This window comes from Glaciihabitans tibetensis (genome assembly GCF_003003265.1).
In the GTDB taxonomy this organism is placed as follows: Bacteria; Actinomycetota; Actinomycetes; order Actinomycetales; family Microbacteriaceae; genus Glaciihabitans; species Glaciihabitans tibetensis.
The window spans coordinates 477,002-497,806 of the sequence record NZ_PVTL01000001.1 but is presented as its reverse complement, the minus strand read 5'-3'; the positions used below and the strand labels follow the sequence as shown (position 1 = coordinate 497,806).

Annotated in this window: 19 protein-coding genes and 4 tRNA genes; 9 read left to right on the top strand and 14 right to left on the bottom strand. The window is 64.2% G+C overall.

What is annotated here, in order from left to right:
• Nucleotides 1-3 precede the first annotated feature (3 nt).
• From B0I08_RS02375 to thrS, 5 genes are all read right to left on the bottom strand, one after another.
• Nucleotides 4-762: a YebC/PmpR family DNA-binding transcriptional regulator gene (locus B0I08_RS02375; RefSeq protein ID WP_106209416.1), complete on the bottom strand. Its 759-nt coding sequence runs from the start codon at nt 760-762 to the stop codon at nt 4-6.
• Between the two features lie 75 nt (nt 763-837).
• The gene (gene pdxT / locus B0I08_RS02370) at nt 838-1,437 is read right to left on the bottom strand and encodes a pyridoxal 5'-phosphate synthase glutaminase subunit PdxT (RefSeq protein ID WP_245884455.1); all 600 of its coding nucleotides are present in this window, start codon (nt 1,435-1,437) and stop codon (nt 838-840) included.
• Entirely contained in the window at nt 1,427-2,329 is a 903-nt protein-coding gene (gene pdxS / locus B0I08_RS02365) for a pyridoxal 5'-phosphate synthase lyase subunit PdxS (protein WP_106209412.1), read from the bottom strand. Before pdxS ends, pdxT begins: the two co-directional genes overlap by 11 nt.
• A gap of 56 nt (nt 2,330-2,385) precedes the next feature.
• Nucleotides 2,386-2,985, bottom strand: coding sequence for an HIT family protein (locus B0I08_RS02360; RefSeq protein WP_106209410.1), 600 nt, complete (start codon nt 2,983-2,985; stop codon nt 2,386-2,388).
• Between the two features lie 3 nt (nt 2,986-2,988).
• On the bottom strand, nt 2,989-4,959 hold the full coding sequence (thrS, locus tag B0I08_RS02355; protein ID WP_106209408.1) for a threonine--tRNA ligase: 1,971 nt from the start codon (nt 4,957-4,959) through the stop codon (nt 2,989-2,991).
• A 261-nt stretch (nt 4,960-5,220) separates the two neighbouring features.
• Here thrS and B0I08_RS02350 point away from each other — a divergent pair, with 261 nt between their 5' ends.
• On the top strand, nt 5,221-5,436 hold the full coding sequence (locus B0I08_RS02350; protein ID WP_106209406.1) for a hypothetical protein: 216 nt from the start codon (nt 5,221-5,223) through the stop codon (nt 5,434-5,436).
• Nucleotides 5,437-5,789: 353 nt separating this feature from the next.
• On the opposite strand, the gene B0I08_RS02345 is transcribed toward B0I08_RS02350, so the two are convergent.
• The 3 genes from B0I08_RS02345 to B0I08_RS02335 form a co-directional block, all read right to left on the bottom strand.
• A tRNA-Val gene (locus B0I08_RS02345) sits at nt 5,790-5,861 on the bottom strand.
• A gap of 52 nt (nt 5,862-5,913) precedes the next feature.
• Nucleotides 5,914-5,984 (bottom strand) — tRNA-Cys (locus B0I08_RS02340).
• Between the two features lie 46 nt (nt 5,985-6,030).
• Nucleotides 6,031-6,102: transfer RNA gene (locus B0I08_RS02335), tRNA-Gly, on the bottom strand.
• A gap of 150 nt (nt 6,103-6,252) precedes the next feature.
• On the opposite strand from B0I08_RS02335, the gene B0I08_RS02330 reads away from it, so the two are divergent.
• Nucleotides 6,253-6,328: transfer RNA gene (locus B0I08_RS02330), tRNA-Val, on the top strand.
• Between the two features lie 372 nt (nt 6,329-6,700).
• Nucleotides 6,701-8,197, top strand: coding sequence for a cell wall-binding repeat-containing protein (locus tag B0I08_RS02325; protein WP_106209404.1), 1,497 nt, complete (start codon nt 6,701-6,703; stop codon nt 8,195-8,197).
• A 41-nt stretch (nt 8,198-8,238) separates the two neighbouring features.
• Here the strand turns inward: B0I08_RS02325 and mobA are convergent, their stop codons facing one another.
• The 5 genes from mobA to zapE form a co-directional block, all read right to left on the bottom strand.
• The gene (gene mobA / locus B0I08_RS02320) at nt 8,239-8,886 is read right to left on the bottom strand and encodes a molybdenum cofactor guanylyltransferase (RefSeq protein WP_106209402.1); all 648 of its coding nucleotides are present in this window, start codon (nt 8,884-8,886) and stop codon (nt 8,239-8,241) included.
• Nucleotides 8,887-9,154: 268 nt separating this feature from the next.
• Nucleotides 9,155-10,375 (bottom strand): formaldehyde dehydrogenase, glutathione-independent, encoded by a 1,221-nt coding sequence (gene fdhA, locus B0I08_RS02315; protein WP_106209401.1) that lies wholly within the window; start codon nt 10,373-10,375, stop codon nt 9,155-9,157.
• A 77-nt stretch (nt 10,376-10,452) separates the two neighbouring features.
• The gene (locus B0I08_RS02310; protein ID WP_106209399.1) at nt 10,453-11,556 is read right to left on the bottom strand and encodes an ammonium transporter; all 1,104 of its coding nucleotides are present in this window, start codon (nt 11,554-11,556) and stop codon (nt 10,453-10,455) included.
• A 98-nt stretch (nt 11,557-11,654) separates the two neighbouring features.
• Entirely contained in the window at nt 11,655-12,920 is a 1,266-nt protein-coding gene (locus B0I08_RS02305) for an ammonium transporter (RefSeq protein ID WP_106209397.1), read from the bottom strand.
• A 236-nt stretch (nt 12,921-13,156) separates the two neighbouring features.
• Nucleotides 13,157-14,182 (bottom strand): cell division protein ZapE, encoded by a 1,026-nt coding sequence (gene zapE / locus B0I08_RS02300; protein WP_106209395.1) that lies wholly within the window; start codon nt 14,180-14,182, stop codon nt 13,157-13,159.
• 136 nt (nt 14,183-14,318) lie between these two features.
• On the opposite strand from zapE, the gene B0I08_RS02295 reads away from it, so the two are divergent.
• Genes B0I08_RS02295 through B0I08_RS02285 form a run of 3 tightly spaced genes read left to right on the top strand, consistent with a single transcriptional unit; the run spans nt 14,319 to nt 16,422 of the window.
• Complete coding sequence (locus B0I08_RS02295) at nt 14,319-15,218, top strand: sulfurtransferase (RefSeq protein ID WP_106209393.1); 900 nt, start codon at nt 14,319-14,321, stop codon at nt 15,216-15,218.
• 47 nt (nt 15,219-15,265) lie between these two features.
• Nucleotides 15,266-15,703 (top strand): SufE family protein, encoded by a 438-nt coding sequence (locus B0I08_RS02290; RefSeq protein ID WP_106209391.1) that lies wholly within the window; start codon nt 15,266-15,268, stop codon nt 15,701-15,703.
• Nucleotides 15,700-16,422 (top strand): dihydrofolate reductase family protein, encoded by a 723-nt coding sequence (locus B0I08_RS02285; protein ID WP_106209389.1) that lies wholly within the window; start codon nt 15,700-15,702, stop codon nt 16,420-16,422. The genes B0I08_RS02290 and B0I08_RS02285 overlap by 4 nt, the downstream gene beginning before the upstream one ends.
• Here the strand turns inward: B0I08_RS02285 and B0I08_RS02280 are convergent.
• Nucleotides 16,358-17,614 carry an alpha/beta hydrolase family protein gene (locus B0I08_RS02280; RefSeq protein WP_106209387.1) on the bottom strand — a complete coding sequence of 419 codons (1,257 nt, stop codon included), beginning with the start codon at nt 17,612-17,614 and terminating at the stop codon, nt 16,358-16,360. The two genes, B0I08_RS02285 and B0I08_RS02280, sit on opposite strands and share 65 nt — an antisense overlap.
• A gap of 78 nt (nt 17,615-17,692) precedes the next feature.
• Here B0I08_RS02280 and B0I08_RS02275 point away from each other — a divergent pair, with 78 nt between their 5' ends.
• The 3 genes from B0I08_RS02275 to B0I08_RS02265 all read left to right on the top strand — a co-directional run bounded on the left by B0I08_RS02275 (nt 17,693) and on the right by B0I08_RS02265 (nt 20,796).
• Complete coding sequence (locus tag B0I08_RS02275) at nt 17,693-18,289, top strand: DUF3000 domain-containing protein (RefSeq protein WP_106209385.1); 597 nt, start codon at nt 17,693-17,695, stop codon at nt 18,287-18,289.
• A complete protein-coding gene (locus B0I08_RS02270) occupies nt 18,282-19,526 on the top strand; it encodes an HRDC domain-containing protein (RefSeq protein ID WP_106209382.1) in 1,245 nt (414 codons plus the stop codon). Before B0I08_RS02275 ends, B0I08_RS02270 begins: the two co-directional genes overlap by 8 nt.
• 70 nt (nt 19,527-19,596) lie before the next feature.
• Complete coding sequence (locus B0I08_RS02265) at nt 19,597-20,796, top strand: thiolase family protein (protein ID WP_106209380.1); 1,200 nt, start codon at nt 19,597-19,599, stop codon at nt 20,794-20,796.
• The last annotated feature ends 9 nt before the right edge of the window (nt 20,797-20,805 follow it).

Here is a 20,805-nt window from a genome sequence, read left to right as displayed (position 1 = left end):
GCCCTACTCTTCGTCCAGTGCGGCCTGGACGTCGGCAGGGATCTCGAAGTTGCCGTAGACGTTCTGCACGTCGTCGTTGTCCTCGAGCGCGTCGATCAGACGGAAGACCTTCTGGGCAGTCTCCAGGTCGACGGCGATCGTCAGACCGGGAACGAACTCGACGTCAGCCGAGTCGTAGTCGATCCCGGCATCCTGAAGCGCCGTGCGCGTCGCGAGCATGTCATGCGGCTCGGTGATGATCTCGAAGCCCTGTCCGCGGTCGTTGACCTCCTCGGCTCCGGCATCGAGCACGGCAGCGAGCACGTCATCTTCGGTGAGCGTGTCAGTTTTCATGACCGAGACGACGCCCTTGCGGCTGAAGTTGTACGCAACGCTGCCGGGATCTCCCATGGTGCCGCCGTTGCGGCTCATGATCGTGCGTACATCCGCGGCAGCGCGGTTGTGGTTGTCCGTGAGACATTCGATCAGCAGCGCGATGCCACCGGCGGCGTAGCCCTCATACATGATCGTCTTGTAGTCGACGACTTCGCCGAGCTGACCAGATCCGCGCTTGACCGCGCGATCAATGTTCTCGTTCGGTACGGAGGTCTTCTTTGCCTTCTGGATGGCGTCAACCAGGGTCGGGTTACCCGAGAGGTCAGCACCGCCGATCTTGGCTGCGACTTCGATGTTCTTGATGAGTTTGGCGAACGACTTGGCACGGCGCGAGTCTTTGACTGCTTTTTGGTGCTTAGTGGTTGCCCATTTGGAGTGGCCTGACATAAGGAACATCCTATCCAGCGGCAGAGCGGATGCTACGCCGCAACCGTCCGGACACTCCAACTTTCCCCGCCACAGTCAGGCCGAGGCGCGCACCTTTTCGAGGAAGTAGCTGTGGAACCGGTAGTCGTTGGTCACTTCCGGGTGAAAGGAGGTGCCGAGCAGGTTGCCCTGCTCGACGGCGACGATCCGTCCATCCTCAAGGGATGCAAGCGCACGCACGCCACTCCCGATCTCCTCAACCACGGGAGCGCGGATGAATACCGCGTGCACGGCGGGCTCGCCAAGCTCGGGCACGTGCAGGTCGGTTTCAAAGGAGTCCAGCTGAGTGCCGAACGCGTTGCGGCGCACCGTGATGTCCATCCCGCCAATGGTCTGTTGGCCGTCGATCGAATCGTGCACTCGGTCAGCCAGCATGATCAGCCCCGCGCACGTTCCGTACACGGGAAGCCCAGCATCGATCGCAGCGCGGAGCGGTTCGGCGAGGCCGAAGAGGCGGCTTAGTTTGTCCATCACGGTGGATTCACCGCCCGGGATGATAAGCCCGGACACCCGTGCCAACTCTTCCGGGCGCCGCACCGTCACGGCGTTCGCGCCCAAGTTGGTGAGCACAGCGAGGTGCTCGCGAAAGTCACCCTGGAGCGCGAGAACACCGACAGTTGGGGAACTACCAGCCACGCTCGGCCAAGCGGTGCGGTGCGGCGAGGTCGGACACGTTGATGCCCACCATCGCTTCACCAAGACCGCGCGACGCCTGAGCGATGACGTCGGCATCGTCGAAGAACGTGGTCGCCTTCACGATTGCCGCCGCACGCTGGACGGGATTTCCGGACTTGAAGATACCAGATCCGACGAAGACTCCGTCGGCTCCGAGCTGCATCATCAGGGCCGCGTCGGCGGGCGTCGCTACGCCGCCGGCGGTGAACAAAACAACGGGGAGCTTGCCTGTTCGCGCGATCTCCGCGACAAGGTCATACGGCGCCTGCAGCTCTTTCGCGGCCACATACAGCTCGTCTGCGGTCTTCGCAGACAGGGCCGCGATCTCACCCTTGATGGTACGAATGTGCTTGGTGGCCTCGGACACATCGCCGGTGCCTGCTTCGCCCTTTGAGCGAATCATCGCGGCACCCTCGGTGACACGACGCAACGCCTCGCCGAGGTTGGTCGCACCACAGACGAAGGGAACGTTGAACTTCCACTTGTCGATGTGGTTGACGTAGTCCGCCGGGCTCAGAACCTCGGACTCGTCAATGTAATCGACACCGAGGGACTGCAAAACCTGCGCCTCGACGAAGTGGCCGATACGGGCCTTCGCCATCACGGGAATCGATACAGCGGCCATGATGCCGTCGATCAGGTCGGGATCACTCATTCGTGCCACGCCACCCTGCGAGCGGATGTCTGCGGGGACGCGCTCGAGCGCCATGACCGCAACCGCGCCGGCGTCTTCGGCGATCTTCGCCTGTTCCGCGTTGACGACGTCCATGATGACACCACCCTTCAGCATTTCTGCGAGGCCGCGCTTGACGCGATTGGTGCCGGACTGTTCTGCCGTGTTGCTGTCGCTCATGGTCCTAAATTCTACTAGTGCATTGTGATCGTGCGCCGACTGGGCGACACACGGACCTAACGTGTCTGTTCGGTGGGGTCGGTGGTCGGGCCGCCCGATGCTGGCCACGCAGCAGCAACCTCCGCACGGACATCCCCCAGAAGACGGGGAATCGCCTTCGTCCCCGCGATGATGGGGAAGAAATTGGAGTCCTGACCCCAGCGCGGAACGATGTGCTGGTGTAGATGCTCGGCCACACCCGCACCGGCGATCTTGCCTTGGTTCATTCCGATGTTGAAGCCGTGAGCGTTGGATACCGCGGTGAGAACACGCATCGCCGTCTGCGTCATGCTCGCGATCTCGGCAACCTCCTCGTCCGTCGCCAGGTCGTACGTGGCGACGTGGCGGTAGGGGCACACCAGCAGGTGGCCGCTGTTGTAAGGGAACAGGTTGAGGAGCACGTAACAGTGGACGCCTCGGGCGACGATCAGAGCCTGTTCGTCGTCGAGAGTGGGCGCAACGCAGAACGGGCAGGCTTCCTCACCCGGTTGCTGGCCGTTTTCGATGTAGACGAGGCGGTGCGGGGTCCAGAGTCGTTGGAACGAGTCCGGCACCGCAGCAAACGCCGCAGATGACTCGGCGGAATAGAGCTCTCCGTCGATGTCGCGAACCTCCACGAGCTACACCTGCGCCTTCGTCGCGATCGCGTCCTGAATGCGAGCAATCGCGTCGGCGATAGGCACACCGTTCTCCTGTGAACCGTCGCGGAACCGGAAACTCACAGAACCCGCGGCTCGATCTTCCTCGCCGGCGATGAGCTGGAACGGCACCTTGAGTTTCGTGTGGGTGCGAATCTTCTTCGCCATCCGATCGCTCGAAACATCGAGCTGGGCACGCACCCCGGCATCCTTCAACAGCTGGATAACCTCGCCCAGGTACTCCTCGTATGCCTCGGCCACGGGAATGCCGACGACCTGCACGGGCGACAGCCACACGGGGAAAGCCCCCGCGTAGTGCTCGGTGAGCACACCAAAGAATCGCTCGATCGAACCGAACAAGGCGCGATGGATCATGACCGGGCGCTGGCGGGTGCCGTCGGCGGCGGTGTATTCCAACTCGAAGCGCTCAGGCAGATTGAAGTCGAGCTGCACGGTAGACATCTGCCAGGTACGACCGATGGCATCGCGGGCCTGCACCGAGATCTTCGGTCCGTAGAACGCTGCCCCACCCGGGTCGGGAACGAGCTCAAGTCCGGATTCCGCGGCGACCTCCGCGAGGGTGGCCGTCGCCTCCTCCCAGATGTCGTCGTCGCCGACAAACTTCTCCGGGTCCTTGGTCGAGAGCTCGAGGTAGAAGTCGGTCAGGCCGTAATCGCGCAGCAGGTCCAGGATGAAGTTGAGCGTGCCGGTGAGTTCGTCCTTCATCTTCTCCTTTGTGGTGAAGATGTGGGCGTCGTCCATGGTCAGACCGCGCACCCGGGTCAGCCCGTGGATCACGCCCGACTTCTCGTTGCGATAGACCGTGCCGAATTCGAACAGGCGCAACGGGAGATCGCGGTAGGACCGCCCGCTCGAGCGGTACGCGAGGATGTGGAACGGGCAGTTCATCGGCTTGAGGTAGTAGTCCGCACCCTGGCGAGTGATCTCCCCCTCCTCGTTGCGAGCCTCGTCGAGGTGCATCGGCGGGAACATCCCATCGGCGTACCAGCCGAGGTGACCGGAAGTCTCGAAGAGGTTCGACTTCGTGATGTGAGGGGTGTAAACGAAGTCGTATCCGGCCTTCTCGTGGGCCACCCGCGAGTAGTTCTCCATTTCGCGACGGATGATTCCGCCCTTGGGGTGGAAGATCGCGAGGCCGGAACCGATCTCGTCGGGAAACGAGAAGAGGTCGAGCTCGGCGCCGAGCTTGCGGTGGTCGCGCTTGGCGGCTTCTTCCTGGCGCGCCTGGTACGCGCGGAGATCATCCTTGGTTGCCCAGGCGGTGCCATAGATGCGCTGCAGCTGCTTGTTCTTTTCCGAGCCGCGCCAGTAGGCTGCGGCGCTGCGGGTGACGGCGTAGGCGTTGCCGATCATGCGGGTGCTGGGCACGTGGGGGCCGCGGCACAGGTCCTTCCAGATCGTCTCGCCCGTTTTGGGGTCGGTGTTGTCGTAGATCGTGAGCTCGGTCCCGCCGACCTCGACGGACTCGTTGTCGTCTGCCGAGCCGTCTGCGTTGTCAACGCTGCCCTTCAGCCCGATGAGCTCAAGCTTGTAGGGCTCGTTCGCCAGCTCCTCGCGCGCGGCGTCGTCGGTAACTACACGGCGGGTGAATCGCTGGCCCTGCTTGATGATGCGTTCCATCGCCTTGTCGATCGTCTTCAGATCCTCTGGCGTGAACGGAGTCTCGACGTCGAAGTCGTAGTAGAAACCATCGGTGATGGGGGGTCCGATCCCGAGCTTCGCCTCGGGGTTTATCGACTGGACGGCCTGCGCCATCACGTGCGCGGTGGAGTGCCGCAGAATGTTGAGCCCATCGGGCGACGTGATCTCGACCGCTTCGACTTCGTCTGTCGATTCCAGCGTCGACGCGAGGTCCCTCAATTCGCCATTCACACGCATGGCAACAACGTTTCGTTCGGGGAAAAGGTCGAACCCTGTTTTCTCGGCACTCATTCTGACAACTTTAGTGCCGCACCGGGACCGCCAATCCCTCCGGGGGCAGCGCTCCGGGGCCGAACCGTTCGGAAATTCAGGAACTCAGACACAGCGCTCTCGTGCAAGTCGCGAAAGTGCGCGCCGCAGCGCTCCAATCGCCACCGCAAGTCCTGAATTTCCAGAAGGCCGTCGTGGGCGTCGAGCCATTGCCGGCCAGCGCGAGCGACACTACTGCTGCAACCTGTCGCTCGACCTCAGTCCGCACGCCATAGTGGATGCATGACACAAAAACATGACGAAATATTACTAAAGGCGTTGTCTCGAGCCGGACTTATCTCCGCACCGATTCTCTTCGTCGCAGCACTATGGGCGTCGAGCCTCCCCGGGGCCAACCAGTCAATGACCGTGCTTGTCGCGTGTTTCGCGGCCTTCTTCGTGGGCTTTGCCTCGTGGATCGCGCAAGTCATCATTCGGTCGGTATCCAGCGACAGGTGAAACCGGTTTCCGGCCCGCAAGGATCGCAAGCTGACGCCGTCGGTACTCCGGTCGATCTGTGGGTTCGTTGGGTCCGTAGGTCCGTAGGTCCGTAGGTCCGTTGGGTCCGTAGGTCCGTTGGGTCCGTGGGTCCGTTATTTCGGCAATTCAGGAAATCAGACGCGACACCCGCACGTTCCCCGCCCATCCTCGGGCCTTACCGTTCGCTAGCGACCGCAGATCCTGAGTTTTCGAAATACAGCGACGAATCTTCGGACGGACTTGCCAACTTTTTCTGCGGCGTGAGTAGACCGCGAGAATGACGCGATGGGGTTAAACAAAAAACCCCCGGGAGAACCGGGGGTTTTTATCTGTGAGCGATACTGGGATCGAACCAGCGACCTCTTCCGTGTCAGGGAAGCGCGCTACCGCTGCGCCAATCGCTCAAGCTTGTGAAATTGTGAATCGGTATTACTACCTACGGAGTTTATCATTCCGAGGTGGCGACGGGATTTGAACCCGTGTGGACGGCTTTGCAGGCCGCTGCCTCGCCTCTCGGCCACGCCACCGTGTGGTGGTGATTCGCCCCGGTTTCCCGGGGCGAATCTTCACTCGAGCGGATGACGAGATTCGAACTCGCGACCCTCACCTTGGCAAGGTGATGCGCTACCACTGCGCCACATCCGCATTGCTTGCATTTCTGCGTGCTTGGAGACTCTAACGCACACTCGGCGCCATAACCAATTCGATGACGTAAAGCGTGTCGGCCGGGCGTGTCTCCGGATAGGGGAACATGTGCGCAGCGCCAACCAAAGATGTGGCAAGATAAGGGGGTTGGGGCGATTGGCGCAGCTGGTAGCGCGCTTCGTTCACACCGAAGAGGTCATGGGTTCAAGTCCCGTATCGCCCACCACAGAAACCCCCGGTCATCCCGGGGGTTTTCTCTTTCCCTGCCAGGCCACTCAGGCGCTGTGGGGCAATTCTGGGGCAGGCCCGCAACACGCGTCGCTGCGCGGGACACCGTTTCTTGGCACTCACCCCCATGAATCGGCGTTGGCCGCGGTACTTCGAGACGCATTGAGCATCCACGGCGCAGCCCTCTCGACCACGGCACCAGCACTCCGCCGTCCAACAGAAGATCTCGACCGCGCATCCTGAATCGATCGAAGACTACATCTCCGATGCCCCTCTTTTTGGGGTAGTTCATTGGTTCTGGATCGTGTGTCCAGGCGGGGCCGAACCCGCTAACTTGAGCTAGCTCACTTTCCCCACTGGATTGGTCCTGATGCGCTCCGCCATTGCACTGTCGCTTTCCGTTTTCATCGCCTTCCTCGGGCTCACCGTCGCCACGCCGGCGTCGGCAGCATCCGAGGGCTCTCCCGACACCACGGTGGCCAGCCAGAGCGCACCCCGCTATTCCGGCGCCGACCGGTACGACGTCGCCATCAACGTCGCGGCGGAATACACCGCCGGTGTACCTGTCCTCTACGTCGCGAAAGGCACCGACTACCCGGACGCCTTGAGCGCTGCACCCGCCGCTGCCGCAGAGGGTGGGCCGCTGCTGCTGACCCTGCCCACTTCGCTGCTTGCTAAGGTGCGGGCCGAGATCGTGCGGCTGCAACCCGCCAAGATCGTTGTAGTTGGTGGGGAAGCATCAGTGTCCGCGGCGGTGTACGCCGAGTTGTCGACGCTTACGAGTAACATTACGAGGCTCGGCGGAGCAGACCGTTACGAGGCGTCGCGCAACATCGTCGACTACGCGTTCGGCCGTGCAGGTGCGTCCCGCGTGTACCTCGCCACCGGGAGAAACTTTCCCGATGCCCTCGCGGCAAGCGCCGTGGCGGGAGGTATGGGAGCTGCCGTCATCCTCGTCGATGGCAAGGCGACGTCGATCGACGCCTCCACTTCAGCTCTCATCAGCGAGCTCGGCCCTCATGACGCAGCCATCGCGGGAGGGCCTGCCTCAGTGTCGGCAGGGATTGAACAATCCCTAGTCAACATGAAATTGCCAGGGGGATCGCAGCGGTTCACTGGGGCGGACAGGTACACCGCAGCGGCAAGTGTCAACCGGGAAGCCTACGATTTCGCCGACACCGTCTATATGGCGACCGGAACCAACTTTCCCGACGCGCTCACCGGCGCGGTGCTTGCCGGGAGCAGGCAGTCACCATTGTTTCTCGTACCGGGCCACTGCGTCACTCCGTCGGTTGCCACGACGATCCGGTCGCTCAGCCCGCAGAGGATAGTTGTGTTTGGTGGGCCCAATTCGGTTTCGGACGCAGCGCAGAATCTTGTGGAATGTCGTCCAGACGTAACCCCCACGGCCACTGTCACCTACAGCTGCAGTACCGGGCTGAATATCTCGGTTACTAATTCCAACCAAAACCCGGCGGTTGTTCGCATGTCTTACGACAATTACGCGGACGGCTGGGTAGACGGGGACCTGACGACGGCAACGATCGCCGCAGAGTCGACCTACGTAAACAACAACACGTGGCGACTTCCTGAAGACCAAACTACGAGAATCCTGTTCCAGTGGAACGGGGGCACGTTTGCCTCTCAACAATTCTCCGTCGACTGTGAGGCAGCGCCACCGGTTGTCGTTCCTCCGGTTACCCCACCGCTGACGAACCCGGGCGACTCTAAGAACTGCAGCGACTTCTCCACCTGGCACGAAGCGCAGGCCTGGTTCCTCAGGTACTACCCGCTGTATGGCGATGTCGCCAAACTTGACAGCAACAACGATCTTGACGCCTGTGAGGGTTTGCCCGGTCACCGCTGAACGCACCGTCCCCTACGTCTCCGGACGACGTCGCCGCAGCACTAAGGACGTCTTATCCCGCGGCGATCGACATCATCCCAGGTATCGATATCCGCGGTTGATCCTGCCGGAACCGACACCCGAACGAGAGCAAGATCCGCGACAAGCGCGCGCACGGAGAGTCCCATGAGGCCGGAAGCGGTGGGGTCGGCAGCCGACTCGCACCGGTTGACGGCCCGGCTCAGTGATGCTGTTCGATAGAGCGCGGCGAGGTACTGGTCGTGGCCAGCGACGTCGACGCCGATGAACCCGTCGAGCACATCGTCCGCGGCCGCACCGGCACCGATGAGCGTCTCCACAGCGGCGGCGATGTCGGGCATGTCGCACGCAAGCACTAGCGTGAAGTCGGAGTCGGCGACCATCCCTGCCCGGGCAGTCGACCGCGCCGCGGCCATGCCTGCTCCGATCGCAGATGCCGGTCCGCCGAAGTTGGGGCTCTCGCGAGCGTATATGACGTCCCTGACACGCTGCGCCTGCGCCGCGGGCGGCTCGTCACCCACCACGACCACGGTGCGGCACGAGGCAGCTGAGACCGCGGCGGCAAGGGTGCGTTGCAAAAGGCTCTCTCCGTCGAGCAGCAGCCCCCCCTTGGGCTCGCCGCCGAGTCGGGAGGACCGCCCCCCGGCCAGAATGATGGCATCAACCTGCATGCGCCCAGAGTACGAGACAATCGGAGCATCTCGGCGGGTGCTTGGACGGTTCTGTCGAGCCAAGGGGAAGCGGAGCGGCACCATCGCCCGCTCCGCCCCTGTGCCGTCATGACCGTTTCCCCGGCTCACAGCCACCACACTCCAGCCGGGGAAACGGACATTGCGGCCTCGGGAGCCCGGTCCGCGCGAGCCGCTGATGCCTTGCAGCAGTGAGCTCGTAAGGTTGCCGGTTTCGAGACCTGAATTAGCTAACCTGGGTCGACGTCACTTACAGGTTGTCGAGGTAACCGTTGGGGTTCAGGACGTACTTCGTGGCGGCACCCGCGTCGAACTCGGCGTATCCCCGAGGCGCGTCGTCGATGCCGATCGCCTTCGCATTGACGTTCTTCGCGATGTGCGCCTTGTCGCCCAGGATCGCCATCATCAGGCTGCGGTTGTACTTCATCACGGGGCACTGACCCGTCGTAAAGGACAGCGACTTCGCCCACCCGGTGCCGAGGCTGAGGGAGAGCGACCCCTTCTGGGCCGCCGCATCGATTCCGCCCGGGTCCCCGGTGACGTACAGGCCCGGAATTCCGAGGGCGCCGCCCGCCGCGGTGATGTCCATCAGCGAGTTCAGCACCGTCGCGGGCGCCTCTTCTCCCGCGTGCGAACCATGACCCTTTGCTTCGAATCCGACGGCATCCACTGCACAGTCAACCTCGGGAACGCCCAGGATCTGCTCAATCTGATCGGCCGGCTCGCCCTTGGTGAGGTCGACAGTCTCGCAGCCGAAGCTGCGGGCCTGCGCCAGACGGTCGGCGTTCATGTCGCCGACGATCACCGCGGCCGCGCCCAACAACATGGCTCCGGTGGCTGCCGCGAGCCCGACAGGGCCAGCACCAGCGATGTACACGGTCGATCCCACACCCACACCGGCGGTGACCGCCCCGTGGAATCCGGTCGGGAAAATGTCGGAGAGCATGGCCAGATCGAGGATCTTCTCGAGTGCCTGGTCACGATCCGGGAACTTCAGGAGGTTCCAGTCGGCGTAGGGAACCAGTACATACTCGGCCTGCCCGCCGACCCAGCCGCCCATGTCGACATACCCGTAGGCGCTGCCCGGCCGGTCAGGATTGACGTTGAGGCAAATGCCCGTCTTGCGTTCCTTACAGTTGCGACACCGTCCACATGAGATGTTGAACGGCACAGAAACCAGGTCGCCAACCTTGATGAATTCGACGCCGGGACCGACCTCGACGACTTCGCCGGTGATCTCGTGTCCAAGCACGAGGTCCGACGGGGCGGTGGTGCGTCCGCGCACCATGTGTTGGTCGGAACCACAGATATTGGTCGCGACTGTTTTCAAGATGGCGCCGTGGGGCACCTTGCGTCCGACGTTTGCGGGGTTCACCCCCGGACCGTCCTTGAGTTCGAACGTGGGGTAGTCGATGTCGATGACTTCGACCTTGCCCGGGCCCTTGTAGGCAACTGCTCTGTTTCCTGCCACGGTGATCCTCCTTGATCGCTCGCTTCCCCACGAAACAGGGAACCGTTCAGATGAGCCTAGATCGCACACCAAATATCTCAACGGGGTGGCGTCTGCCCTCCAAAAGTGCCTTGTGCGGGTGCGTCAGGACTTGTGTGGCGGATGTCGCCGCGACTGAATCGCCGCCGAAGCATCGGCGAGAGCGCCACGGTCACGCCGTATCCCCACCCAGCCACTGCGACCGCCGCCGCGATCTGAACCTGCACTGTGCTGAACTGCCCCGTGTAAATGAAGCCTCCCCCGTCGCCGAATAAACCGACCCAGACGAGCCCGATCGCGGCGGCAGTGAGGTGCGTTGCGCCCAGTCCGGCGCCGGAGCTCGCGAGTCCATCCGATCGGGCTGAGCCAGAGGCGCAGGCGACTCCCACGACGAGGCCGAGAGCGACGGCCCAGACCGCTCCAAGCGAACCGCCGACTGCGGTGGCCGCGACCAACCCGGCCACCAGTCCCCCTCCGGCGTTAGCCAGGGTGGTTCTCCGACGACGAATTCGGACCACGATCAACCAGCCGCTCACCGAGGCCACCGGGACCAACATCCCGTTCAGCACGATCGTGGGAGTTGCCCGATCGATGGCCATGTCCATACCGACGAGCGCGGTCAGCCAGCACACCCAGAGAACTGCGAGGGCCACCAGCGTGGTGATCGCGCGCGGACTTTCGCCGAGGGGCCTTTCTCCGGCCCGACGCTGACGTCGTTGCAGGGCGAGGGCCGCGGCGCCAGCGGCAACGTGCACCGGCAGGGCGCCGCCGAGATCCCAGACACCGGCGGCAATCGATACCCCGAACGTCGCGGGATAGAAGACAAGAATGGCCGCCGGCGAAAACACCAGGGCGCTCCACAGTCCGCCGTAAAGAGCCATGCCGGGTTTGCTTGCGCTCAACCCCCGCGCCCCGACCACAATCAATAGGCCCGCCAAAGCAGCGAGGGCCGCCACAGGCCACCGCAGTGGGGACGCCGTCGGTCCGGTGACCCCAACGCTCACTGCCACCCACACGACCGCGCTGACGACGCACGGCACGACAATGGAGCGGAGGTCGTCGCGGCCCCCGCGCACGCGCGCCGGGGAAGAGAGCTGCGCGCGGTAGAGCACCGCAAGAGCGGTGATGCACGCCAGCCATGCGAGGGCGGCGAGAACAGGCATGGAACCACCCTTTCGCCGGAAGACCCGGGGTACACAGGTAAAGGGCGCCGTCCTTTCGGACGACGCCCCTCACCGGCAATCAGCAGATATTACAGAGGTTACTTCACGTCCGCGAGGACGTAGCCCTCTTCGCCGTGAACGACTGTGTCGACTCCGGCGATTTCGTCCTCGTTTGTGATCCGGAAGCCCATGGTCTTCTGGATGATAAACGCGATGATGTAGGACAGAACGAACGAGTAAACGAGGACAACAGCGGCAGAACCGGCCTGCACAAGAAGCTGGCTCGCACCGTTTCCGAAGAAGAGGCCAACGCCCTCACCGAGGAAGCCGATGTAGAGCGTTCCGAGGAGGCCACCGACGAGGTGGATGCCCACAACGTCGAGCGAGTCGTCGAATCCAAGCTTGAACTTCAGGTTGATCGCCAGGGCGCAGACGATGCCGGCGAGTAGTCCGAGCACGATCGCCCAGAACGGCGACAGGACGGCGCAGGCGGGGGTGATGGCAACGAGCCCGGCAACAGCACCGGATGCGGCACCCACCGAGGTGGGCTTGCCGTCGCGGATCTTCTCGATGATGAGCCAGCCGAGGATGGCGGCGGCGGGAGCGGCGATCGTGTTGAGGAACGCGATAGCGGCAACGCCGTCAGCGGCGAGCTCGGAACCGGCGTTGAATCCGAACCATCCGAACCAGAGCAGGCCAGCACCGAGGAGTACGAACGGCGGGTTGTGCGGCACGTAGGCACCCTTTGCGAAGCCCACGCGCTTTCCGAGCACAAATGCCAGCGCCAGCGCAGCAGCACCGGCGTTGATGTGTACGGCAGTTCCACCCGCGAAGTCGATAACACCCCAGTTGTAGGCGATGAATCCGCCATCGACAACGGCACCATCGGCGAGGGTGAAGTTGAAGACCCAGCTGGCGACGGGGAAGTAGACCACGGTGGACCAGACGCCCGCGAAGACCATCCATGCACCGAACTTCGCGCGGTCAGCGATTGCACCGGAGATCAGCGCAACGGTGATGATCGCGAAGGTCGCCTGGAAGGCCGCGAACGCGATCAGCGGGAAAGCTCCACCCGGGTCGGACGCCTCGGCGAATACGCCGTTGAGGCCGAGCTCGTTGAGGTCGATTCCAATGATGCCGTCGATTCCGACGAAGTTACCGACGCCGTCGTTCGCGAAGGCGATCGCGTAGCCGTACAGAACCCACAGGACTCCAATGAGTCCCATCGCTCCGAAGCTCATCATCATCATGCTGATAACGCTCTTGGCCTTGACGAGTCCTCCATAGAAGAACGCCAGGCCGGGTGTCATGAGCAGGACGAGGGCCGCGCAGATGAGAAGGAAGGCTGTGTTGCCTTGATCCATTGTGATACCTCTCTTACGTTTGCAAAGGATGCACCGTCGGGTGGTCGCACTCCGCAGAGAGGCCGGGTCGCGCGGTACAGCAGCCAGTTTGGGCCGTCGACGTTACGTCGGGTGCGTTTGCGTGTTTCGGGGACGTTACGTGGCTTGCCCGTTTGTAAACATCATGTTTCGGATGGCCCCGCATTTGCTGCCAGAGGGCCCGAATGCCCCCTCGCCCGTCTACAAGGGGCGAAAGGCTAGACGCCTTCGCCCGCGGTCAGAGCTACCAGCCGGGAGATCGCACGAAGATACTTTTTGCGGTAACCGCCGGCAAGCATCTCCTCCGGGAACACCTGGTCGAGCGGCGTTCCCGTAGCAAGCACCCGCACCTGGTCGTCGTAAAGGCGGTCGACGAAGGCGACGAACCTGAGGGCGTCGGTTTGATGACTGAACGGGTGCACGTTGCGAAGCGCCACCGTGTCGACCGACTCGACCAGCCGCACGTAGCGCGACGGATGCACCCGGGAGAGGTGCTCGAGGATGCCGTCGAACTCATCCACGGTCACCGTGCCCGTCTCCGCCGCGAGCGCCCGTTCCAGCTCGTCGTCCGTGACTGCGACCGCGTGCCCCTCCACATCGCGCCTGCGGTAGTCGAGCCCATCGATGCGGATGGTCTCGAACTTCGCGGCGAGCGCGTCGATTTCGCGCAGGAAGTCCTGGGCTGCGAACCGCCCCTCCCCCAGGGCGTTCGGGGGCGTGTTGGAGGTCGCCGCGATGCGAGTGCCGGATGCGACGAGCTCGGAGAGAAGTCGGGACATCAAGCGAGTGTCCCCCGGATCATCCAGCTCAAATTCATCGATGCAGATGAGGGATGCCCCGTGCAGCAGGTTCACCGCCGGTGCATAGCCGAGCGCGCCGACGAGGGCCGTGTACTCGATGAAGGTACCGAAATACTTCCGACCAGGGGCGGCGTGCCAGAGGGCCGCGAGAAGGTGAGTCTTCCCGACGCCGAAACCCCCGTCGAGGTACAGCCCGGGAAGTGCGGCCGGTGCCTTTCGTCGAGAGAAGAATCCTCCGCGCGGAGCGGTCCACGCGCCGGTAAAGGTCGTCACTGCCGCAACGGCCTCCGCCTGCGAGGCGTAACTCGGATCCGGCCGGTAAGACTGTAACGTTGCGGTCTCGAACTGGCGAGGGGGAACAAGATGCGCGATGATCTCTTCGCCGGACAGCGTGGGGTTGTGATCGACGAGCGCATCGAAGACGCGGGGCAACTGGTCTGGCATTCGCAACCTTGCGTTTGTGTCGGAGTTTGACCACCACCCAGCGCCTGTCTGGCCGCTCTCGTAGTCTCGATTACGGGTGTGGCATAAATCTTATCCACCTCTCCTCCGCTTAGACGCTCTACCGAAATGGGTTCCCATGACCGCGCCACTTGATCCTTCCCGCCGGTTTGCTGACTACGCGCACCCCGAGCGGCTGGTGTCGACCGAGTGGCTGCAGGATCATCTCGGCACCCCGGGCCTCGTGGTCGTCGAGTCCGACGAGGACGTGCTGCTCTACGAGATCGGGCACATCCCCGGCGCCGTCAAGATCGACTGGCACACCGACCTGAACGACCCGGTCGAACGCGACTACATCGACGGCGCTGCCTTCGCCGCCCTGGTCGGGCAGAAGGGCATCACCCGCGACACGACGGTGGTCATCTACGGCGACAAGAACAACTGGTGGGCGGCGTACGCGCTGTGGGTCTTCACCCTGTTCGGCCACGAGGACGTGCGACTGCTCGACGGCGGGCGCGCCAAGTGGGTCGCAGAAGAGCGCGAGCTGACCCGCGACCGCGAGAGCGCCCCGAGCGTCGACTATCCCATCGTGCAACGCAACGATGCGCCCATCCGGGCCTACCTGTCCGACGTGCTCGACCACCTCGGCAACCCGCTCATCGATGTTCGGTCCCCCGAGGAGTTCAGCGGTTTACGCACGACGGCTCCGGCATACCCGGAGGAAGGCGCCCTGCGCGCCGGTCACATCCCCAGCGCGCAGAACGTGCCCTGGGCGAAGGCTGCGGCCGATGACGGTACCTTCCGTTCCGCGGCCGAACTGAATGACATCTACCGCGAAGGCGCAGGCCTGAAGGACGGTGATAGCGTGATTGCCTACTGCCGCATCGGCGAGCGTTCCAGCCACACGTGGTTTGTCCTGACGCACCTGCTCGGCTTTGAGGGAGTCCGCAACTACGACGGTTCGTGGACCGAGTGGGGTAGCGCTGTGCGTGTTCCGATCGTCAAGGGAACCGAGCCAGGGGCTGTGCCCGGTCGCTGAACCCAGACAAAACCACGAACCACGAACCACGAACCCCGGGATGACCGATGAGCGAAGCGTTACCAGAACAGCTGGAGCAGATCCGCGAGGATTTTCAGGAGCTTGAGGTGCGCACGCGCCTCGAGCTGCTCCTCGAGTTTTCCCTTGACCTGCCCGAGCTGCCGGAGCGGTACCGCGATCACCCCGACCTGTTCGAACGGGTGGAAGAGTGCCAGTCCCCGGTGTTCATCTTCCTCGAGGTCGATGAGAACCAGATCGTGCACCTGTTTGCGACCGCGCCACGTGAAGCTCCTACCACGCGCGGCTTCGCGTCCATCCTCGCGCAGGGCCTGGCCGGCCTCACCGTGGACCAGGTGCTCGCGATTCCCGATGACTATCCACAGGATCTCGGCCTCTCCGAGGCGGTCAGCCCTCTGCGGATGCGGGGAATGACGGCGATGCTCGCGCGGGCAAAGCGTCAGATCCGCGACAAGACCGCAGCGTGAGTCTCACGCGGGTTTTTCCGGCAGAGAATGGTTTGCTCGACCTGGCCGACGCGGCCGAGCACGATCGTCTGGTCGACCTCTACCGTCCTCCGCGGGCGCAGTGGTTGCGGCTCAACCTGATCGGAAGCGTCAGCGGCAGCGCCGCGGGCGTCGACGGTACCAGCGAGACGCTGACGAACGCCACCGACCGCATGATCCTGCGCATCATCCGCGACCTTAGTGACGTTGTGCTCGTCGGCGCGGCCAGCGTGCGCGCGGAAGGGTATTTTGTTCCCCGGCACGCCGCCCTCGCGGTCGTCACCGGGTCTGGCGACCTGGCTGGCCATCGGATCCGATCAGGGGAGGACCGCGGAGCATTGCTCGTGGTCTGCCCGGCCTCCGCGGTGTCGACCGTAACGACAACTCTGGGTGAGACGAAAGCCGCGATCATCGTGGTGCCGGATGACAACGGACGCATGGAACCGCGTGACATCGTCGACGGCCTGCGCGCCGGCGGCTACCAGTCGATCGTCTGCGAGGGCGGACCGGGGCTCGCGGCCCAGTGCGTCAATGCCGGACTGGTGGATGAATTTTGCCTCACGACCAGCCCGGTGCTGAACGGAGCGGCACTCCCGTTGTTCGGCGGTCACGAGTTCGCCGAACGGAGGCTCACCCTCACTCAGTTACTGAGCGACGAGGCGAGCTTCCTGTACGGTCGGTGGGCGCTGCAAGCTCACTGAGCCACCCGTGGATCGCGCGCGTCCATCGCTCCGGCTCGAGATTCCACAGGCGGGTGTGCCCGGACACGGAGAACTCGTCGTAGGTGACGATATCCGGGCGCAGCTGGGCGAGGGCGCGCGATGCCTCCGGCGGAACGAAGGTGTCATCGGCACTGTGCAGCAGCAGGATCGGCACCGTCAGCTCGGCCGAGCGGCCCACGAAATCGAGTCGTTTGAGGTCGATCGGCTGGCTCTGTCCGGTCAGCCTGCTGCCCCAGGCGCGGCTGAGAACAGCGAGAGCACCGCGCCGGAACGGGTTCGCCACACCGAGCGCCTTGCCCTGGTGATTCAGTGCGGCAACCCAATCGACCACGGGCGACTCGAGCACGATGCCGCGCACCAGCCCACTGTGCCGGGAACGTGTGGCCGCCTGCAGCACGGTCGCTCCCCCCATCGACCATCCCATCAAGACGATCTCCGTTGCGCCGGCCCGTCGTGCGTAGTCCATCGCCGCGTCGACGTCCTCCCACTCGGTGTCGCCGAGGGCGTACAAACCGTCGCTACTGGCCGGCGCTTCCCCGTCGTTGCGGTACGACACCAGCAGGCAGGTGTAGCCGGCCTCATGGAAGGTGTCTACGGCGCGAAGCGTCTCGCCGCGTTGGACCCCGCGGCCGTGCACTCCGATCATCCAGCGGCCAGGGTGAGGTGCGGTCGCCGCGGCGGGGATCACCCAGGCGGGCGCCGCACCCACGGGAGTGGCGATACTCACCTCAGAAAACGGCAGCCCCACCGAGTCGGGCCCCAGGTAGAACCACCCGCCGATCCGGGCGCGTGTGCCCGGGGCGAGCAGCCCCGTGTCCACGCCGAGAAGCTCTCGGGTCACCGCAACCTTCGTGGACGACAGCACTCGCCCCAGCCGCGCATGACCGGATCCGTGCGAGAACCACAGGCTGTACAGGCCGGGGAGACGGGAATCGGCGGTGGAAGACAGGGTGATCCTGTCTGCCGTTACGGAAAAGACGCGCAGGTCCTCCGCAGCGGCAGCCGGTGGTGTGACCACCTTGCGGGCGACCGCGGTGACGAATGCGCCTCCAGCCACCACTCCGAGGCCCGCGAAAACGCCGGTTCCCAGCAGGGCCAGCCGGACGCTGCGCGGCGCGCCAGCTCCCGCGACCCGCGAAGCGCGCGCACCGGAAACACTGCCTGTTGCCACGATGTGACCCCCGTTCTGGCTCCATACGAAGCGGCGAGCCTCACGGGAGAAAATACCAACTAAGCCTAACCTTTCCCCGTGCCCGACACTCCAGAAGCACCACCCGTGCCGCCCGCGTTCAGCGAGGCGCTCGTCTCGATCCGGCGTGCCGCAATCCGGTCCGAGCTGACGATGTCTGAGATTCCCTCCCCCGGCCACCTCGCCCCGTACTCGCTGGCTCTGGCGGCAGACGTCACGCCCTCCGCCCACGCGACCGACTCCGTGCTCGGCACCGGTCGATTCATCCTCCTGCACGACCCGGCGGAGCCCGATGCCTGGGGCGGTCCGTTCCGCGTGGTCTGTTTCGCGCAGGCGCCGCTCGAGACGGACATAGGGGAAGATCCTTTTCTGGCGGATGTCGCGTGGTCCTGGCTCGTCGACGCGCTCGACTCGCGCGGGGCCGAATACATTGCCGCGTCCGGCACCGCGACCAAGATCCTGTCCCACGGGTTCGGGGAACTCGCCGACCAGGGCGACGGCGCACAGATCGAGCTTCGCGCCTCCTGGACCCCGACCGGCGGCGAACTAGGCCGGCATGTGGAAGGCTGGAGTGAGTTGTTATGCATGTTGGCCGGGCTTCCCCCGGTCGCCGAAGGAGTGAGCCTGTTGTCTGCACGCCGAGCCGGACGTGAGTAGTCCAGAAGTCCTGCCGACGCCGGAAGCCGTCCAGGCTCCCCACGTGCAGGTAAATGTGATCGATACACGTGAGGAATACCTCGCGGCCGTGGACGCCATCGGGGCCGGGAACGGACCGATCGCGATAGACGCGGAGCGGGCGTCCGGATTCCGGTATTCGCAGCGCGCGTACCTCATTCAGATCTTCCGCCGTGGGGCCGGCACGTTCCTTTTCGATCCCCCCGCCATTGGCTCGTTCTCCGAGCTCAACGCAGTGATCCGAGAGGAAGAGTGGATTCTCCACGCCGCGAGCCAGGACCTGTCCTGCCTGCGCGAGGTCGGACTCGATCCCACCCGACTCTTCGATACTGAACTGGGCGCGCGCCTCGTGGGTCTGCCCCGCGTGGGGCTGGGCACCGTTGTGGAAGAGCTTCTCGGCATCCATCTGGCTAAAGAACACTCCGCCGCGGACTGGTCGACCCGCCCGCTCCCCCAGGCCTGGCTCGTGTACGCCGCGCTCGACGTCGAACTGCTCGTCGACCTTCGTGAAGTCATGGGTGACCTCATCGAGAGCGCGGGTAAAACCGCCATCGTCGCGCAGGAATTCGCCGCGGTTCTCACCCGGGACCTCAAGCCCGTGCGAGAACAACCGTGGCGCCGTCTCAGCGGGCTCCATTCCCTTCGGGGGATCCGCAATCTCGCGGTCGCTCGCGAGCTGTGGCTGGCACGGGACGCCTACGCCCGTGAGATCGACACCGCGCCCGGCAGGCTCGTTCCCGACTCCGCACTGGTCGCGGCCGCGCGCACCCTTCCGGCCACCAAGCGGGATCTCGTCGCGATGAAGGATTTCACCGGACGCGCCAGCAGGGCGCAGCTGGACCGGTGGTGGGATGCCATCCAGGTGGGTCTGGGAACCGAAGACCTGCCACCGGCGCGCGTTTCCGGCGAAGTCATCCCCCCGCCCCGCGTATGGAGCGACAAGAATCCCGAGGCAGACAAGCGACTCAAGGCAGCCCGCGCCGCCATGGCGGCGCTGTCTGCAGACTTCAACGTGCCGCTGGAGAACCTGCTCACGCCGGAACTGCTGCGTCGCCTCGCCTGGAACCCGCCTGCGGAGCTCGACCTGGACTCCATAGTTGTGGCCCTAGCCGACATGGGTGCGCGCACCTGGCAGATCGAAGCCACCGCTCCATCAATTCACGCGGCCTTTGTCGAAGCTGGCCAAAGTGTCGACGCGCCGAGCGAGGACGCTTCGTAGGTTTTCTCAAAGGATTCGGGGCGAAATTGTCCGGATCCTAAAATCAACACACCTAAGTGTTGGAGGCAATGTGGCCGCGAAAACCGAAGTCGTGTTTGTAGACGGCGTCCGAACTCCGTTCGGGCGTGCGGGCGAAAAGGGAATGTACTGGCAGACAAGGGCCGATGACCTTGTAGTCAAGGCCATGATGGGCCTGCTCGAGCGCAATCCGTCTCTGCCCCCTGAGCGGGTAGACGACGTCGCCATCGCCGCAACGACCCAGCAGGGCGACCAGGGCCTCACCCTCGGTCGCACGGCCGCGCTACTCGCGGGGCTGCCGCGCACGGTTCCCGGCTACGCCATCGACCGGATGTGCGCCGGGGCCATGACGAGCGTCACCACCATCGCCGGCGCAATCGCATTTGGCGCATACGACGTTGGCATCGCCGGTGGCGTCGAGCACATGGGCCATCACCCGATGGGCGTGGGCGTCGACCCGAACCCTCGCTTCGCTGCAGAGAAGCTGGTCAGCGCCGAAGCGCTGAACATGGGTAACACCGCCGAGCGCATCCACGACCGGTTCCCCTCCCTGACCAGGGAACGTGCGGACAGGTTCGCGCTCGCGAGCCAGCAGAAGATCGCCGCCGCGTACACGCTCGGAAAGATCCAGCCAGACCTCATTGCCGTGTCAACCCACACCGACTCGGGCTGGGCGCTCGCCACCCGCGACGAGGCGATGCGGCCCGAGACCACGCTGGAAGGTCTCGCCGGCCTGAAGACACCGTTCAGACCTCACGGTCGGGTGACGGCAGGCAACTCGTCCGGCCTGAACGATGGCGCAACCGCCAGTCTGCTCGCCAGCGCGGACGCTGCCAAGGAGCTGGGACTGTCCGTGAAGATGCGCATGGTGAGTTTCGCGTTCGCCGGGGTGCAGCCCGAGATCATGGGCATCGGACCGGTGCCCTCGACCGAGAAAGCACTGCGCAAGGCCGGTCTCACCATCGATGACATCGGGCTCTTCGAACTCAACGAGGCCTTCGCCGTGCAGGTGCTGTCGCTGCTCGATCACTTCGGCATCGACGACGAAGATCCGCGGGTCAACCCGTGGGGCGGCTCTATCGCCATCGGCCATCCGCTCGCATCCTCCGGCGTGCGACTGATGATTCAACTCGCGCGCCAGTTCGAGGAACATCCGGAGGTGCGATACGGGCTTACGGCTATGTGCGTCGGGCTCGGTCAAGGCGGCTCTGTCATCTGGGAGAACCCGAACTTCAAGGGGAAGAAACGTTGAACGAGGCAT

Coding starts and splice junctions, on each gene's coding strand:
- B0I08_RS02325 (WP_106209404.1), top strand. CDS start 6,701: ATGCGCTCCGCCATTGCACTGTCGCTTTCCGTTTTCATCGCCTTCCTC.
- B0I08_RS02305 (WP_106209397.1), bottom strand. CDS start 12,920: ATGGATCAAGGCAACACAGCCTTCCTTCTCATCTGCGCGGCCCTCGTC.
- B0I08_RS02295 (WP_106209393.1), top strand. CDS start 14,319: ATGACCGCGCCACTTGATCCTTCCCGCCGGTTTGCTGACTACGCGCAC.
- B0I08_RS02350 (WP_106209406.1), top strand. CDS start 5,221: ATGACACAAAAACATGACGAAATATTACTAAAGGCGTTGTCTCGAGCC.
- pdxS (WP_106209412.1), bottom strand. CDS start 2,329: ATGAGCGACAGCAACACGGCAGAACAGTCCGGCACCAATCGCGTCAAG.
- thrS (WP_106209408.1), bottom strand. CDS start 4,959: ATGAGTGCCGAGAAAACAGGGTTCGACCTTTTCCCCGAACGAAACGTT.
- B0I08_RS02310 (WP_106209399.1), bottom strand. CDS start 11,556: ATGCCTGTTCTCGCCGCCCTCGCATGGCTGGCGTGCATCACCGCTCTT.
- zapE (WP_106209395.1), bottom strand. CDS start 14,182: ATGCCAGACCAGTTGCCCCGCGTCTTCGATGCGCTCGTCGATCACAAC.
- B0I08_RS02375 (WP_106209416.1), bottom strand. CDS start 762: ATGTCAGGCCACTCCAAATGGGCAACCACTAAGCACCAAAAAGCAGTC.
- B0I08_RS02290 (WP_106209391.1), top strand. CDS start 15,266: ATGAGCGAAGCGTTACCAGAACAGCTGGAGCAGATCCGCGAGGATTTT.
- mobA (WP_106209402.1), bottom strand. CDS start 8,886: ATGCAGGTTGATGCCATCATTCTGGCCGGGGGGCGGTCCTCCCGACTC.